Raw genomic sequence first — 16,059 nt, forward strand, 5'->3', positions numbered from 1 at the left:
GGTAGAATTCTGGATTGTTTGGAAAGCCAAAACCCTCGCGGTTCCTCATGCCATCCAAACATGCAACATCAGCCGTCGTGGTGAAATTGGTAGACACGCTATCTTGAGGGGGTAGTGGCGAAAGCTGTGCGAGTTCGAGTCTCGCCGACGGCACCAAAACAAAAGCCAGCCTGTGCACTTGTACAAGTCCCGCAGGTTTGGCTACAGCGGTGAGCATCCTCACGATGAACCTCGATCAGTACCTCCCCGTCCTTTTGTTCATCTTGGTTGGCATTGCCGTAGGCGTTGTCCCCTTGGTGCTTGGTTATGTGTTGGGCCCTAATCGCCCAGATGCAGCCAAAAACTCCCCTTATGAATGCGGCTTCGAAGCGTTTGAAGACGCTCGCATGAAGTTCGACGTGCGCTACTACCTGGTAGCCATTTTGTTCATTCTGTTTGATCTGGAAATTGCATTCCTCTTTCCCTGGGCGGTGACCCTGCATGAGGTGGGAATGACAGGCTTCGTAGCGGTCTCGATCTTCCTTGCCATTCTGGTTGTGGGCTTTGTCTACGAGTGGAAAAAAGGCGCGTTGGATTGGGAATGATCGAGCTTCAACAAGGACGAGTGCGATGATTGAAGGCGTGATGAAGGAAGGCTTTATCACCACGAGTTACGACTCGGTGGTGAATTGGGCCAAGACCGGTTCTTTGTGGCCCATGACGTTTGGCTTGGCTTGCTGTGCGGTGGAAATGATGCACGCCGCCGCTGCGCGTTATGACATTGGTCGATTTGGCGCGGAAGTGTTTCGTGCCAGCCCTCGTCAGTCGGATTTGATGATTGTTGCAGGAACCCTCTGCAACAAGATGGCTCCTGCGCTGCGCAAGGTGTACGACCAGATGTCCGAGCCGCGCTGGGTGCTCTCCATGGGCTCGTGTGCCAATGGTGGTGGTTACTACCACTACAGTTATTCAGTGGTGCGTGGCTGTGATCGCATCGTGCCTGTGGATGTTTATGTGCCTGGCTGCCCTCCAACAGCGGAAGCGCTGATTTACGGGATCATCCAGTTGCAGCAAAAAATCCGCCGCACCAATACGATCGCTCGCGCTTGAAGGGTTGATGATGACTGCTGTAGCCATTCGGCCTGAAGAGCTCAAAAAGAACATTGCCGCGGCCTTGGGTGCTAAGGCCCGTCAGGTCACGCTCGCCTTGGATGAGGTGACGGTGACGGTAGCTGCTGCGGACTACCTGGAGTCCATGCGTATCTTGCGTGACTCGGATGCATGCAAATTCGAGCAGTTGATTGACCTGTGTGGTGTGGACTATTCCACCTACGCAGATGCCGTTCAAGAAGGTGCGCGATATGCGGTGGTCTCCCATCTCTTGTCGGTCAGTCTGAACCAGCGTGTACGCGTCAAGGTGTTCTGTGCTGATGACGATTTTCCAATGGTGGCATCGGTGGCTGAGTTGTGGAACTCTGCCAACTGGTACGAGCGCGAGGCTTTCGATCTGTTTGGTATCGTGTTCGATGGTCACAATGACCTGCGTCGCATCTTGACCGACTATGGGTTTATCGGCCACCCCTTCCGCAAGGACTTCCCTTTGTCTGGCCAGGTGGAAATGCGGTACGACGCCGAGCAACGCCGCGTGGTTTACGAGCCGGTATCCATCGAGCCGCGTGAAATCACGCCTCGCATCATTCGCGAAGACAAGTACGGAGGCCTGCACTGAACTGCTTTGCGCTCATGTGAACCATCATGGCTGAAATCAAAAATTATTCCCTGAATTTTGGACCCCAGCACCCTGCGGCGCACGGTGTGTTGCGTTTGGTTCTGGAGCTGGACGGTGAGGTTGTTCAGCGTGCTGATCCGCACATTGGCTTGCTGCACCGCGCGACTGAGAAGCTGGCTGAGCATAAGACGTTCATCCAGTCTTTGCCATACATGGACCGTCTGGACTATGTGTCCATGATGTGCAATGAGCACGCGTATTGCCTGGCCATCGAGAAGTTGCTCGGCATTGAGGTGCCTGTGCGTGCGCAGTACATCCGTGTGATGTTCTCGGAAATCACGCGTTTGCTGAATCACCTGATGTGGCTCGGCTCGCATGGTAATGATTGCGGCAGTTCCACCATCCTGATCTACACGTTCCGTGAACGTGAGGATCTTTTTGATATGTACGAGGCCGTTTCGGGTGCGCGCATGCATGCTGCGTACTTCCGTCCGGGTGGTGTGTACCGGGATCTTCCCGATACGATGCCCCAGTACAAAGTCAGCAAGATCAAGAACGCCAAAGCGCTGGAGGCGATGAATCAGAATCGCCAGGGTTCTTTGCTGGACTTCATCGACGATTTCACGAAGCGCTTCCCAGGCTGCGTGGATGAGTACGAAACTCTCCTGACTGACAACCGTATCTGGAAACAGCGTACGGTGGGTATTGGGGTCGTAAAGCCTGAGCGTGCTTTGAATCTGGGCATGACAGGGCCCATGCTGCGTGGCTCTGGTATCGCTTGGGATTTGCGCAAGACGCAGCCCTACGATGCTTACGATCGTGTCGATTTTGATATTCCGGTTGGCAAGACGGGTGACTGCTACGACCGATATCTGGTTCGCGTGCAGGAAATGCGCGAGTCCAATCGCATCATCAAGCAATGCGTGGATTGGTTGCGTGCCAACCCTGGGCCGGTCATCACTGACAACCACAAAGTTGCCGCCCCTTCGCGCGAATCCATGAAGTCCCACATGGAGGAGTTGATTCACCATTTCAAGCTGTTCACCGAAGGTTTCCATGTGCCTGAAGGCGAAGCCTATGCAGCGGTGGAACATCCCAAGGGAGAGTTTGGGATCTACCTGGTGAGCGACGGCGCGAATAAACCTTACCGTTTGAAGATCCGTGCCCCTGGTTTTGCACACTTGGCCACGCTGGATGAAATGGCTCGGGGACACATGATTGCCGATGCGGTGGCGATCATTGGCACCATGGATATCGTGTTCGGAGAAATTGACCGATGATTACCGAAGCGACGTTGGCGCGATTCGCGCGCGAAGTGGCGAAGTACCCGGCAGACCAGAAGCAGTCTGCTGTGATGGCTTGCCTTTCCATCGTGCAGCAAGAGCAAGGCTATGTGAGTGCCGAGAGCGAAGCCGTGATCGCCGACTACCTGGGCATGCCCCAGATTGCGGTGCATGAAGTCACGACTTTCTACAACATGTACAACCAGCAACCTGTTGGCAAGTACAAGCTCAATGTCTGCACCAATTTGCCATGCCAACTGCGTGATGGTCAAAAGGCCCTGCGCCATCTGGAGCAGAAGCTCGGTGTTTCCATGGGCGAGACGACTGCGGATGGTTTGTTCACTTTGCAGCAGTGCGAGTGCCTGGGCGCTTGTGCCGATGCGCCAGTGATGCTGGTGAATGACCGCACCATGTGCAGTTTTATGGACAACGACAAACTAGACCAGTTGGTGGACGGTTTGCGCGCAGCGGAGGGCAAGCAATGACCACTGCTGCACAAATTCTTTCGCAATTCCAGGCAACAGGCGTTCAGACCTGCTTCCATGATCGCCATATCAACCCGCAGATTTATGCAGGACTGAACGGCAGCAACTGGAGCATCAAGGATTACGAAGCTCGCGGTGGCTACCAGGCACTTCGTCGCATTCTGGGTAAGGACGGCGGAGAAGGCTTGACGCAAGATCAAGTCATCACAACGGTCAAAGAGTCTGGCTTGCGTGGTCGTGGGGGCGCAGGCTTTCCTACGGGGCTGAAGTGGAGCTTCATGCCGCGCTCTTTCCCTGGTCAGAAGTATCTGGTTTGCAACTCGGACGAGGGTGAGCCTGGAACTTGCAAAGACCGCGATATTCTGCAATTCAATCCGCACATCGTGATTGAAGGCATGATCATTGCCGCCTATGCGATGGGCATCAGCGTGGGTTACAACTACATTCACGGTGAAATTTTCCAGTCTTACGAACGCTTCGAAGCGGCGCTGGAAGAGGCGCGTGCGGCGGGCTATTTGGGCGACGGCATCATGGGAAGCAACTTCAGCTTCCAGCTGCATGCGGCCCACGGTTTTGGAGCTTACATCTGCGGTGAAGAAACTGCGTTGTTGGAGTCCCTGGAAGGCAAGAAGGGACAGCCACGCTTCAAGCCTCCGTTTCCTGCGAGTTTTGGTTTGTACGGCAAGCCGACCACGATCAATAACACCGAGACATTTGCCGCTGTGCCATGGATCATCCGAAACGGTGGCGCAGCCTACTTGGAATGTGGCAAGCCAAACAACGGCGGTACCAAGATTTTCTCGGTGTCTGGCGATGTGGAGAAGCCCGGAAACTACGAGATCCCCCTGGGAACCCCCTTCTCCAAATTGCTGGAGCTGGCGGGCGGCGTTCGTAAGGGACGTCAACTCAAGGCCGTGATTCCTGGTGGATCCTCTTCCCCTGTGCTGCCTGCTTCCATCATCATGGAATGCACGATGGACTATGACTCCATCGCCAAGGCGGGGTCGATGTTGGGTTCTGGCGCCGTGATCGTGATGGATGATTCGCGGAGCATGGTGGAAAGCCTGCTGCGCCTGTCGTATTTCTATTCACACGAATCCTGTGGCCAATGCACGCCTTGCCGCGAAGGCACGGGCTGGATGTGGCGTGTGATCGACCGCATTCAGCATGGGCAAGGCCGTGATGGCGATCTCGACTTGCTCAACTCTGTTGCCGACAACATCCAGGGTCGAACAATTTGCGCTTTGGGTGATGCCGCAGCAATGCCTGTGCGTGCCATGCTGAAGCATTTCCGTCCTGAGTTTGAGGCATTGATCCGGAACAAAGGCTCGCAAGCTGCCGCATCCGCCTGATTGCGAGAACACATATGGTTGAAATTGAACTGGACGGTCAGAAAGTAGAAGTTGCCGAAGGCTGCATGGTGATGCATGCGGCTGAGAAAGCAGGCACCTACATCCCACATTTCTGCTATCACAAGAAGCTCTCGATTGCTGCCAACTGCCGCATGTGCCTGGTAGACGTTGAGAAGGCTCCAAAGCCGATGCCAGCTTGCGCAACGCCCGTGACGCAAGGCATGGTGGTCCGTACCAAATCCGACAAGGCGATCAAGGCCCAGAAGTCGGTGATGGAATTTCTCCTGATCAATCACCCGCTGGATTGCCCCATTTGCGATCAAGGTGGTGAATGCCAGTTGCAGGACTTGGCTGTAGGTTATGGCGGCTCTTCTTCGCGTTACGAAGAAGAAAAGCGTGTTGTGCTGCACAAAGATGTGGGCCCATTGATCTCCATGGAGGAGATGAGCCGCTGCATTCATTGCACCCGCTGCGTGCGCTTTGGCCAAGAAGTGGCTGGCGTCATGGAACTGGGCATGATCCATCGTGGTGAGCATTCCGAAATCACCACGGTGAGTGGTGACACGGTGGATTCCGAGTTGTCGGGCAACATGATTGATATCTGTCCCGTCGGCGCATTGACGAGCAAGCCCTTCCGCTACAGCGCGCGCAGCTGGGAGTTGTCCCGCCGCCGCTCTGTGAGCCCACATGACTCTACCGGTGCAAACTTGATCGTCCAGGTCAAAAACCACAAGGTGATGCGCGTCGTTCCGTTTGAGAACGAAGCAGTGAATGAGTGCTGGATCGCGGACCGTGACCGTTTTTCCTATGAAGCGCTCAATGGCGAAGATCGCCTCACTCAGCCCATGCTGAAGCAGGGCGGTGTTTGGAAGGAAGTGGACTGGCAAACAGCACTGGAGTACGTTGCCAACGGCCTCAAGAACATTCGCCATGACCATGGCGCCGAGTCCATCGGCGCGCTGGTGAGTCCGCACAGCACCGTGGAAGAGTTGTATTTGGCGGGTGCATTGGTGCGCGGCTTGGGCAGTGACAACATCGACTACCGTCTGCGCAACGCTGAATTCAGCGCTCCAGAAGGTATCCGCTGGTTGGGCACCTCCATTGCATCGCTCTCCACGCTGCAGAGCGTTTTGGTGGTGGGGTCCAATTTGCGTAAGGATCATCCTCTGTTTGCACAACGGATTCGCCAGGCGGCTCGCCATGGTTGCCAAGTCATCGCACTGGATTCGGTTGAGCGTGACTGGGCCATTCCTGTCAAGCACCTCTTGAAGCACGCGGCCTCCCAATGGATGCAGGCACTGGGCGGTATTGCGGCAGCGGTTGCACAAGAAAAGGGTGTGGCGGGGCCCGCCGGTTCGTTTGTTATCGATGACGCTGCTACAGCTGTCGCGCGTTCGCTGATGGCGGGTGAGCGCAAAGCGGTGCTGTTGGGCAACGCCGCAGCACACCATGCCCAAGCTACGCAGTTGCTGGCTCTGGCCAATTGGATTGGTGAGCACACCGGTGCCACGGTTGGCTATTTGACTGAAGCTGCTAACACCGTCGGTGCACAGTTCGTGGGTGCCCATCCCGTCAAGGGTGGTTTGAACGCGGCCCAGATGTTGTCGGGTGGTCTCAAGGCGGTTCTCCTTCTGAACAACGAGCCTGTGCACGACTCTTCGGTCGGCGCACGCGCCACCGACGCGCTCTCAGGCGCCGAAATGGTTGTCACCTTGAGTCCATTCAAAGCCAACATGGAGTTCAGCGATGTTCTCCTGCCTATCGCCCCATTCACCGAAACCTCGGGTAGCTTCATCAATGCGGAAGGGCGCCTGCAGAGCTTCCATGCAGTCGTGCGTCCTTTGGGCGATACGCGGCCTGCTTGGAAGGTGCTCCGCGTATTGGCCAATATGCTGGAGATTCCTGGCTTTGATTTCGAAACGTCGCAGGATGTCCTGGCTCGCGCCACGAACGCTGCACCTGGCGCGTTCTCCCGGATCGATGCGGCTCAATTGTCCAATGCGGTGACTGGCGGCGTGACTGCTTCGGTCTCCGGTGCTGTAGGTGAACCCGTGGTGGCTTCTATCTACCAGTTGGACGGTCTGGTGCGTCGCTCCCCATCTTTGCAATTGACCGCAGATGCGCGTATGGCACGTGAAGAGGTGGCAGCATGATTGACGCGCTCTATAACGCCGGCCTTGGCCTGCTTCCCTTCGGCTGGTGGACAGCCGCGGCATGGCCTGTTCTTTGGATCTTGCTGAAGATCGTTTGCATTCTGGCTCCCCTGATGGGCGCCGTGGCCTATCTGACGCTGTGGGAGCGCAAGCTCTTGGGTTTCATGCAAGTACGTCATGGCCCCAACCGTGTCGGACCGTTGGGACTGTTGCAGCCGATTGCTGACGCACTGAAGCTTCTGACCAAGGAAATTATTCAGCCCACAGCAGCAAGCAAGGGTTTGTTTGTTCTGGGGCCCGTGATGGCGATCATGCCAGCGTTGGCGGCCTGGGTCGCAATTCCCTTCGGTCCTGATGTGGCTCTGGCCAACGTCAATGCGGGTCTTTTGCTGGTAATGGCCATCACATCGATTGAGGTGTACGGCGTCATCATCGCGGGTTGGGCTTCCAACTCGAAGTACGCCTTCTTGGGTGCGCTGCGTGCGTCTGCGCAGATGGTGAGCTATGAAATCGCGATGGGCTTTTGCTTCCTGATCGTGATCATGGTGTCAGGCAGCATGAACCTGACAGAAATCGTTGCAAGCCAAGCCCGAGGTTGGGCGGCGTCGCACGGTTTTGGGCTGTTGTCCTGGAACTGGTTGCCCCTTCTGCCGATTTTCTTGGTTTATCTGATTTCCGGAGTTGCTGAGACCAATCGTCACCCGTTCGACGTGGTCGAGGGCGAGGCAGAAATTGTGGCCGGACACATGGTTGAATATTCGGGTATGGGTTTCGCCATTTTCTTCTTGGCGGAATACGCGAGCATGTGGCTGGTGTCCATTCTTGCCGTGCTGATGTTCCTGGGCGGATGGCTGCCTCCATTTGACGCCTTGGCCTTCATTCCCGGATGGGTGTGGTTGGCAGCCAAGACGTTCTTGGTCGTCTCGATGTTCATCTGGATCCGTGCCACGTTTCCTCGCTTCCGCTATGACCAGATCATGCGTCTGGGCTGGAAGATTTTCATTCCAGTCACGTTGGTGTGCCTGGTACTGGTGGGCGGGTGGTTGCTCTCGCCCTGGAATATCTGGAAATAAGCGGGGACACAAATGACTGCCGTTGTTGCTGCTGCACCTTTCTCTTTCAAAGACTTCCTCAAGAGCTTCATGCTCGTGGAATTGCTCAAGGGCATGGCCCTTACGGGGCGTTATGCATTCCGCCGCAAGGTGACCGTTCAATTCCCTGAGGAAAAGACACCTCTGTCCCCTCGGTTCCGTGGTCTTCACGCACTGCGTCGCTATGAAAATGGGGAAGAGCGCTGCATTGCTTGCAAGCTCTGCGAAGCTGTCTGCCCTGCGATGGCCATCACGATTGAATCAGACGTCCGTGATGATGGTTCGCGTCGCACCACCCGGTATGACATCGATTTGACGAAGTGCATCTTCTGCGGCTTTTGCGAAGAAAGTTGCCCAGTGGATTCCATTGTGGAAACGCACATTTTCGAGTACCACGGCGAAAAGCGGGGCGACCTGTATTTCACGAAGGACATGCTCTTGGCAGTGGGTGACCGCTACGAAGGCGAAATTGCTGCGGCCAAGGCTGCAGACGCCAAATACCGCTGATCGGTGTTGGACTCAGCCTGTTTGCCAGACTCTCTATAAAGACCCGATCCATGGATGCCAAGACTGGTTTCTTTTATCTGTTCTCGGTTGTGCTGCTCTTTGCAGCCTTCCGCGTCATCACCGCACGTAACCCCGTGCATGCGGTGCTGTATCTCATTCTTGCTTTCTCCCAGGCGGCAGCTGTTTGGTTGCTTCTGAAGGCAGAGTTTCTCGCTATCGCACTGGTGCTGGTCTATTTGGGCGCCGTGATGGTGCTATTCCTTTTCGTGGTGATGATGCTGGATATTCACATCGACACTGTGCGCAAGGGTTTCTGGAAGCACTTCCCTCTGGCAGCAACGGTAGGCGCCTTGATTGCGCTGGAGATGGCTGCTGTGCTCATGGGCGGCTTCCGCGGCCTTGAGGAGCCGAAGGCTGTAGCTCCTTTGTTGGATGCTGCAGGGCAGGTCGTCCAATATTCCAACACCAAGGCGCTGGGTAAGCTGCTGTACACACAGTACCTGTACCCCGTTGAAATCGCTGCTGTGATTCTGCTGGTGGCCATGATCGCTGCCATTGCCCTGACGCTGCGCCAGCGCAAGGACAGCAAGGCGATCAACCCTGCGAACCAGGTTCGTGTTCGCGCTCGCGACCGTCTGGAAGTGGTGAAGGTGGCTGCTACGCAGAAACCATCCGAACCTTTGCCAGAAGCGGCGCCAGTCGAGGAGAAAAAAGCATGACTTTGACTTTGGGGCATTTTCTGTCGCTGGGTGCGATGCTGTTTGCTTTGTCGGTCATCGGCATTTTTCTGAACCGCAAGAACCTGATTGTTTTGTTGATGGCGATTGAGCTGATGCTGCTGGCCGTCAACATGAACTTTGTCGCGTTCTCCCATTATCTGGATGACATGCACGGGCAGGTGTTCGTGTTTTTTATCTTGACCGTGGCCGCAGCTGAGTCCGCTATCGGGCTGGCCATTCTGGTGCTGCTGTTCCGAAACAAGACCAGCATCAACGCAGAAGACCTCAACACCCTCAAGGGTTGATGAGCCACCCGTATTCCCTAGGTTCTCAAGAATGAGTCAAACCCTCTCTGCTTCAACGCTCCTGGCTGTTCCGCTGGCTCCGCTGGCGGGCGCTTTGCTGGCTGGCGTATTCGGTACAACCTTTGGCGGCAACTGGATTGGGCGTCGCCTCAGCCACACGCTGACGATCCTGGGTGTGCTGGTTGCCTTTATTCTCTCTGCCATGACGCTCAAGAGCGTTGCATTGGATGGCGCGCGCTTCAACGAGACGCTGTACACGTGGATGGTGGTTGGTGGTCTCAAGATGGAAGTGGGCTTTCTGGTTGACAGCCTGACCGCCATGATGATGGTCGTGGTTACTTTTGTGTCGCTGATGGTCCATATCTACACCATCGGTTACATGGAGGAAGACGACGGCTACAACCGCTTCTTTGCCTACATTTCGCTGTTCACTTTCTCCATGCTCATGCTGGTCATGAGCAACAACCTGCTGCAGCTGTTCTTCGGCTGGGAGGCAGTAGGCCTGGTCTCTTATCTTCTGATCGGTTTCTGGTTCAACAAGCCGTCGGCCATTTTTGCCAACATGAAGGCTTTTTTGGTGAATCGGGTCGGTGACTTTGGGTTCATTCTGGGTATCGGTTTGATCGCCGCATACACAGGCACCTTGAATTACGGTGAAATCTTCGCGAAATCGAACGAACTTGGCGCTCTGAACTTCCCAGGCACTGGCTGGATGCTGGTCACAGTGATTTGCATCTGCCTGTTCATCGGCGCCATGGGCAAGTCGGCGCAGTTTCCGCTGCATGTGTGGCTGCCTGACTCGATGGAAGGTCCCACTCCCATTTCTGCGTTGATTCACGCGGCCACGATGGTGACTGCTGGCATTTTCATGGTATCGCGCATGTCGCCCTTGTTTGAATTGTCAGACACCGCTCTGAATTTCATCCTGGTGATTGGTTCCATCACAGCGCTGTTCATGGGTTTCCTGGGCATCATCCAAAACGACATCAAGCGCGTGGTGGCTTATTCCACGCTGTCGCAGTTGGGTTACATGACGGTGGCATTGGGCGCTTCCGCTTATTCGGTGGCCGTGTTCCATCTGATGACGCACGCGTTTTTCAAGGCTCTGCTGTTCCTGGGCGCTGGCTCCGTCATCATGGGCATGCACCACAACCAGGATATCCGCTGGATGGGTGGCGTACGCAAGTACATGCCGATCACCTGGATCACTTCGTTGCTTGGTTCCCTGGCGTTGATTGGTACTCCACTGTTCTCGGGTTTCTACTCCAAGGACAGCATCATTGAGGCCGTGCATTTCAGCCATCTTCCTGCTGCTGGGTTCGCGCATTTCGCGGTGCTGGCTGGCGTCTTCGTGACCGCGTTCTATTCGTTCCGCATGTATTTCTTGGTCTTCCATGGCAAGGAGCGGTTTGACCAGAACCCTGATGCTCACCATGGTGACCACCACGGGCATGATGACCATCATGAGCCCCACGAATCTCCTTGGGTGGTGACGGTTCCTCTCGTGCTACTGGCCATCCCATCGGTGGTGGTGGGTTTCATGTTCATTCAGCCCATGTTGTTTGGCGATTTCTTCAAAGACGTGATTTTTGTGGATGCAGCCAAGCACCCTGCAATGGCCAAACTGGGCGAGATTTTCCACGGCCCCGTGGCGATGGCGTTGCACGGTCTCCAAACTGCACCGTTCTGGCTGGCTTTAGCTGGGGTGGCCTTGTCGTACTACATGTACATGGTCAACCCCGCTTTGCCCGCAGGCATCAAGGCGCGCGTACAGCCTCTGTACCGCCTGCTGGAAAACAAGTACTACCTCGACTGGATCAACGAGAACATCTTGGCTAAGGGAGCTCGTGCCTTGGGTGTTGGCCTCTGGAAGGTCGGCGATCAGGCCATCATCGATGGAGGGGTGGTGAACGGCTCGTGGAAGCTGGTCGGCGCTATTTCTGGCGTGGTGCGCTGGGTTCAGTCGGGATTTATCTTCCACTACGCCTTGGTGATGATTCTGGGTGTGTTCGCACTGATGACTTGGTTTGTCTGGGGCGACTTCTTCATGCAACTCATCAAATAAGGAAAACAACAAAATGAGTTCGTTGTTGAGTCTCGCAATCTGGACGCCTATCGTTTTTGGTGCCGTTTTGCTCGCTTTGGGGCGCGATGAGCACGCGCGTGCAGTGCGTTGGATTGCATTGATTGGTGCGCTGGCCGGTCTGCTGGTGACCCTGCCTTTGTATGGCGGCTTTCAGACGGGTACTGCTGCCATGCAGTTCGTGGAGAAAGCGGTTTGGATCGAGCGCTTCAATATCAACTACCACCTGGGCGTTGACGGTATTTCGTTTTGGTTCGTGCCCCTGACAGCTTTCATCACAGTGATTGTGGTGTTGGCCTCCTGGGAGTCCATTACAGAGCGCGTCAACCAGTACATGGGCGCTTTCCTGATTTTGTCGGGGCTGATGATTGGCGTGTTCACGGCCTTGGACGGCATGTTGTTCTACGTCTTTTTTGAAGCCACGCTGATCCCGATGTACCTGATCATCGGTATCTGGGGTGGTCCAAACAAGATCTACGCGGCCTTCAAGTTCTTCCTGTACACGCTGCTCGGCTCCCTGTTGATGCTGATCGCGCTGATCTACCTGTACAACCAATCAGGTGGCAGCTTTGATATTGCAGCCTGGCACAAGATGCCACTGAGCAGCACGGCCCAGACACTGTTGTTCTTCGCTTTCTTTGCAGCGTTTGCAGTCAAGGTGCCGATGTGGCCTGTGCACACTTGGTTGCCTGACGTGCACGTGGAGGCTCCTACGGGTGGTTCCGCCGTGCTGGCGGCCATCATGCTGAAGCTGGGCGCCTATGGTTTCCTGCGCTTCTCGCTGCCCATTGCTCCAGATGCCTCGCGCGAATGGGCATGGCTGATGATTGCCCTGTCTTTGGTCGCTGTGATCTATGTCGGTTTGGTTGCCATGGTCCAGAAAGACATGAAGAAACTGGTGGCGTACTCTTCGGTCGCACACATGGGCTTTGTCACGCTGGGCTTCTTCATCTTCAATGACCTGGGCGTCTCTGGCGGCTTGGTTCAGATGATTGCGCACGGCTTTGTGTCAGGTGCCATGTTCCTGTCCATCGGCGTGCTGTACGACCGCGTTCACTCGCGTGAGATTGCAGCCTACGGCGGTGTGGTCAACACCATGCCCAACTTCACTGCGTTTGCATTGTTGTTTGCCATGGCCAACTGCGGGTTGCCGGGCACTGCTGGTTTTGTGGGCGAGTGGATGGTGATTCTGGGCGCTGTCAAAGCGAATTTCTGGATTGGCCTGGCTGCTGCAACTGCGTTGATTTTTGGCGCTGCCTACACACTGTGGATGTTCAAGCGTGTCTATCTGGGCCCCGTGGGAAACAGCCACGTCAAGGAACTGACCGATATCGGCAGCCGCGAGTTTCTGATTCTGTCGCTGTTGGCGATTGCCGTCCTGGCAATGGGCTTGTACCCACGCCCCTTCACGGATGTGATGGATGCCTCGGTGGCTGAATTGCTCAAGCATGTGGCCCTGCAAAAGCTGAACTGACCGACAGACAGAACAGAGAGATTTGAGATGATTGACAACATCAGCTGGCTTGCGGTCTACCCCGAGATCGTGCTTCTTGTGATGGCCTGCGTGATCGCGCTGGTTGACCTGTGGGTGAAGAGCCCCCGTCGCACGGCAACCTATGTGCTGACCATGCTGACACTGGCTGTGGTGGCTGCCCTCGAAGGTGTCTACGCCAGCAGTGGCAACACCTTTTATGGTTTCGGCAACATGGTGGTCAGTGACGCCATGGGCAATTGGCTCAAGTGCTTTGCCACGATTGCAGTCATGGTGACCTTGGTCTACTCACGCCCCTACGCTGCAGACCGCGACATGCTGCGCGGCGGCGAAATGTTCACGCTGTCGATGTTTGCCTTGCTGGGCATGTTCATCATGATCTCAGGCAACAACTTCCTGGTCATTTACCTGGGCTTGGAGCTGCTGACGCTGTCCAGCTACGCCCTGGTGGCCTTGCGCCGCGACAATGCGACCGCGACCGAAGCGGCCATGAAGTATTTCGTGCTGGGTGCCATGGCCAGCGGTTTCTTGCTCTACGGCCTGTCCATGCTCTATGGCGCCACAGGTTCTTTGGATATCGGGCAAGTGTTCAAGGCCGTGCTTTCGGGCCAAGTCAAGCACCAGGTGCTGGTGTTCGGTTTGGTGTTTGTCGTGGCTGGCTTGGCCTTCAAGCTGGGTGTGGTTCCCTTCCACATGTGGATTCCTGATGTGTACCAAGGTGCTCCCACAGCTATCACACTGATGATCGGTAGCGCACCCAAGCTGGCTGCGTTCGCCATCACCATGCGCTTGCTGGTAGACGGACTGCTGCCTTTGGCCATCGATTGGCAGCAAATGTTGGCGGTGCTCGCCATCGGCTCGCTGTTGATTGGTAACCTGGCCGCCATCGCGCAGACCAATCTCAAGCGGATGCTGGCGTACTCGACCATTTCTCAAATGGGCTTTGTGTTGCTAGGGCTGCTGTCCGGGGTGATCAACGGGCAGGTGAATTCGGCCGTGGCTGAGAACGCATACAGCGCTTCGATGTTCTACGTCGTGACCTATGTGCTGACCACCTTGGCCACGTTCGGTGTCATTCTGATGTTGGCTCGCGAAGGGTTTGTAAGCGAAGAGATCTCGGAGCTTGCCGGCTACATCCATCGCATCCACGTCTTGGCACGTGTGATGTCTATTACACTGTTCTCCATGGCTGGTATTCCGCCATTGGTGGGCTTCTACGCCAAGCTGGCGGTGCTGCAGTCGTTGCTGGCTTCTGGGCAGACCGCTTACATCGCGCTGGCCGTGTTTGCAGTGGTTATGTCGCTGATCGGTGCGTTCTATTACCTGCGCGTCGTGAAGGTGATGTATTTCGACGCGCCATTGACCGCCACCAGCGTATCCGCTCCGCTCGACGTTCGGTTTGTCTTGACTTTGAACGGCGCATTGGTGCTGGTGTTGGGCTTGTTGCCAGGCGGTTTGATGGCACTGTGCGCTGACGCTATCGTCCGCGCCCTGGCGACCTGAGGCGTCTGTGTCACAGACCGCTGCCATTTGGCTGGTGATTTTGGCTGCTCTGGTGGCGGCCAACTTGCCTTTCCTCAACCACCGGGTGGCGTTGGTGGGGCCTGTGGCTTCGCCTCGCAAAGGGTTGCTCATCCGTTTGGTGGAACTGGTCGTCTTGTACTTTCTGGTGGGCGGCTTTGCGATGTTGCTGGAGCGTCGTGCTGGCCAGAATGCTCCCCAGGGGTGGGAGTTCTACGCCATCACCGGTACGTTGTTTCTCACGCTGGCGTTTCCGGGCTTTGTGTACCGGTATCTATTGCGCCGCCATAGCTGAGTCTGCCGAGCTTTTTCCTTCTGAGCGATTGTCACCATGAAGGTGTTGGATCTGCACTGCCGTAGCGAACATGTCTTTGAAGGCTGGTTTGCGTCAGAGGAAGACTTCCAATCCCAGCTTGGCAAAGGGCTGGTTCAGTGCCCTCTGTGTGGGGATGACCAGATACAAAAACGCCTCAGCGCTCCGCGCCTGAATTTGCGCGCTTCGGCGTCAGCCAGAGCTCCGGTGCCCACCGCCGAACCTTCGCCACCGCCTCAGCTACCCTCAGACGCTTCGCAGGCTGCGGCGTGGCTGCAGCGGATGCGGCAAGCTGTTGCTCAGTCTGAGGACGTGGGCGAACGCTTCACCGAAGAAGCCCGCAAAATGCATTGGGGTGAAGCTGACCAACGCCCCATTCGTGGGCAAGCAAACATTGATCAAACGCTGCAGCTGCTGGAAGAGGGCATTCCGGTGCTGCCGCTGCCCCCAGCACTGAAAGAGCCGCTGCAATAGACGCTTGCCCGGGTCTGCGCCGCTGCTTTCGTGGGGGGAGGACCGGGCGTGGCGCATGAGCTCTGCCACTGTGCGTATCCAGCCCGGTGAGGTGCTGTCTGCACCGAAGCTGTTCGCGCCATCTATCCCTTTTATGCCCAGCTTAGGCCCACCGTTGTTGGGGTTGGCCTTATATCGGTATCTTGCGAGCGGTAGCGTGCCGTCAGATCGGCCGCTCGTATCCGCGCAGCAACCATCCTGAAGTCGTGGAAATGCGTAGATACATGTAGGCGGGGGAACTTCAGTATCCGTCCAGCCACCCCATCTACCCCGAATGAGCAATTGCAAGCACCATCGTGTCCACGTAAACCATCGTGCACACCATGTCTCAAGAGATTCCCAACTCGCGCTCCTGTGTCCCCCGCACTCGCCGGGTCTACAGCGCGCAATTCAAGGCTGAACTGATCGCCGCGTGCCAGCAGCCCGGCGCATCCATTGCCGCCACGGCGCGTGAACATGGCATGAATGCCAACGTGCTGCGTATCCGTCCAGCCACCCCATCTACCCCGAATGAGCAATTGCAAGCACCATCGT

At 56.1% G+C, this 16,059-nt stretch carries 17 protein-coding genes and 1 tRNA gene; all 18 read left to right on the forward strand.

Annotated elements, in window-relative coordinates; all coding sequences use genetic code 11:
• The first annotated feature begins 71 nt into the window (after nucleotides 1-71).
• Nucleotides 72-156 (forward strand) — tRNA-Leu (locus tag AADJ04_RS10035).
• Nucleotides 157-224: 68 nt separating this feature from the next.
• Nucleotides 225-584, forward strand: a complete 360-nt coding sequence (locus AADJ04_RS10040) for an NADH-quinone oxidoreductase subunit A (protein WP_198846173.1) — start codon at nucleotides 225-227, stop codon at nucleotides 582-584.
• A gap of 25 nt (nucleotides 585-609) precedes the next feature.
• A complete protein-coding gene (locus AADJ04_RS10045) occupies nucleotides 610-1,089 on the forward strand; it encodes an NADH-quinone oxidoreductase subunit B (RefSeq protein ID WP_005793239.1) in 480 nt (159 codons plus the stop codon).
• 10 nt (nucleotides 1,090-1,099) lie between these two features.
• Nucleotides 1,100-1,708 carry an NADH-quinone oxidoreductase subunit C gene (locus AADJ04_RS10050; RefSeq protein WP_341239537.1) on the forward strand — a complete coding sequence of 203 codons (609 nt, stop codon included), beginning with the start codon at nucleotides 1,100-1,102 and terminating at the stop codon, nucleotides 1,706-1,708.
• A gap of 26 nt (nucleotides 1,709-1,734) precedes the next feature.
• Complete coding sequence (locus tag AADJ04_RS10055) at nucleotides 1,735-2,988, forward strand: NADH-quinone oxidoreductase subunit D (protein WP_341239530.1); 1,254 nt, start codon at nucleotides 1,735-1,737, stop codon at nucleotides 2,986-2,988.
• A complete protein-coding gene (gene nuoE, locus AADJ04_RS10060) occupies nucleotides 2,985-3,476 on the forward strand; it encodes an NADH-quinone oxidoreductase subunit NuoE (protein ID WP_044401352.1) in 492 nt (163 codons plus the stop codon). The genes AADJ04_RS10055 and nuoE overlap by 4 nt, the downstream gene beginning before the upstream one ends.
• Nucleotides 3,473-4,828: an NADH-quinone oxidoreductase subunit NuoF gene (gene nuoF / locus AADJ04_RS10065; RefSeq protein ID WP_341239531.1), complete on the forward strand. Its 1,356-nt coding sequence runs from the start codon at nucleotides 3,473-3,475 to the stop codon at nucleotides 4,826-4,828. Before nuoE ends, nuoF begins: the two co-directional genes overlap by 4 nt.
• 14 nt (nucleotides 4,829-4,842) lie before the next feature.
• Nucleotides 4,843-6,981 carry an NADH-quinone oxidoreductase subunit NuoG gene (gene nuoG / locus AADJ04_RS10070; RefSeq protein ID WP_198846176.1) on the forward strand — a complete coding sequence of 713 codons (2,139 nt, stop codon included), beginning with the start codon at nucleotides 4,843-4,845 and terminating at the stop codon, nucleotides 6,979-6,981.
• The gene (nuoH, locus tag AADJ04_RS10075) at nucleotides 6,978-8,054 is read left to right on the forward strand and encodes an NADH-quinone oxidoreductase subunit NuoH (protein WP_044401361.1); all 1,077 of its coding nucleotides are present in this window, start codon (nucleotides 6,978-6,980) and stop codon (nucleotides 8,052-8,054) included. Before nuoG ends, nuoH begins: the two co-directional genes overlap by 4 nt.
• A 12-nt stretch (nucleotides 8,055-8,066) precedes the next feature.
• Entirely contained in the window at nucleotides 8,067-8,579 is a 513-nt protein-coding gene (nuoI, locus tag AADJ04_RS10080; RefSeq protein ID WP_044401364.1) for an NADH-quinone oxidoreductase subunit NuoI, read from the forward strand.
• A 50-nt stretch (nucleotides 8,580-8,629) separates the two neighbouring features.
• Nucleotides 8,630-9,298, forward strand: a complete 669-nt coding sequence (locus AADJ04_RS10085; RefSeq protein ID WP_044401367.1) for an NADH-quinone oxidoreductase subunit J — start codon at nucleotides 8,630-8,632, stop codon at nucleotides 9,296-9,298.
• On the forward strand, nucleotides 9,295-9,603 hold the full coding sequence (gene nuoK / locus AADJ04_RS10090) for an NADH-quinone oxidoreductase subunit NuoK (RefSeq protein ID WP_044401370.1): 309 nt from the start codon (nucleotides 9,295-9,297) through the stop codon (nucleotides 9,601-9,603). Before AADJ04_RS10085 ends, nuoK begins: the two co-directional genes overlap by 4 nt.
• 31 nt (nucleotides 9,604-9,634) lie before the next feature.
• Nucleotides 9,635-11,668 (forward strand): NADH-quinone oxidoreductase subunit L, encoded by a 2,034-nt coding sequence (nuoL, locus tag AADJ04_RS10095; protein ID WP_066691299.1) that lies wholly within the window; start codon nucleotides 9,635-9,637, stop codon nucleotides 11,666-11,668.
• A gap of 13 nt (nucleotides 11,669-11,681) precedes the next feature.
• Nucleotides 11,682-13,160: an NADH-quinone oxidoreductase subunit M gene (locus AADJ04_RS10100; protein ID WP_066691296.1), complete on the forward strand. Its 1,479-nt coding sequence runs from the start codon at nucleotides 11,682-11,684 to the stop codon at nucleotides 13,158-13,160.
• A gap of 27 nt (nucleotides 13,161-13,187) precedes the next feature.
• Nucleotides 13,188-14,681 (forward strand): NADH-quinone oxidoreductase subunit NuoN, encoded by a 1,494-nt coding sequence (nuoN, locus tag AADJ04_RS10105; RefSeq protein WP_341239532.1) that lies wholly within the window; start codon nucleotides 13,188-13,190, stop codon nucleotides 14,679-14,681.
• Nucleotides 14,682-14,688: 7 nt separating this feature from the next.
• Entirely contained in the window at nucleotides 14,689-14,994 is a 306-nt protein-coding gene (locus AADJ04_RS10110) for a DUF2818 family protein (protein WP_066691293.1), read from the forward strand.
• Nucleotides 14,995-15,030: 36 nt separating this feature from the next.
• Nucleotides 15,031-15,486 carry a DUF1178 family protein gene (locus tag AADJ04_RS10115; protein WP_341239533.1) on the forward strand — a complete coding sequence of 152 codons (456 nt, stop codon included), beginning with the start codon at nucleotides 15,031-15,033 and terminating at the stop codon, nucleotides 15,484-15,486.
• 362 nt (nucleotides 15,487-15,848) lie between these two features.
• Nucleotides 15,849-16,059 (forward strand): transposase (locus AADJ04_RS10120; protein WP_341239534.1); only part of this gene is annotated, 211 nt, incomplete at its 3' end.

The organism is uncultured Acidovorax sp., from assembly GCF_964021665.1.
In the GTDB taxonomy this organism is placed as follows: Bacteria; Pseudomonadota; Gammaproteobacteria; order Burkholderiales; family Burkholderiaceae_C; genus Acidovorax; species Acidovorax temperans.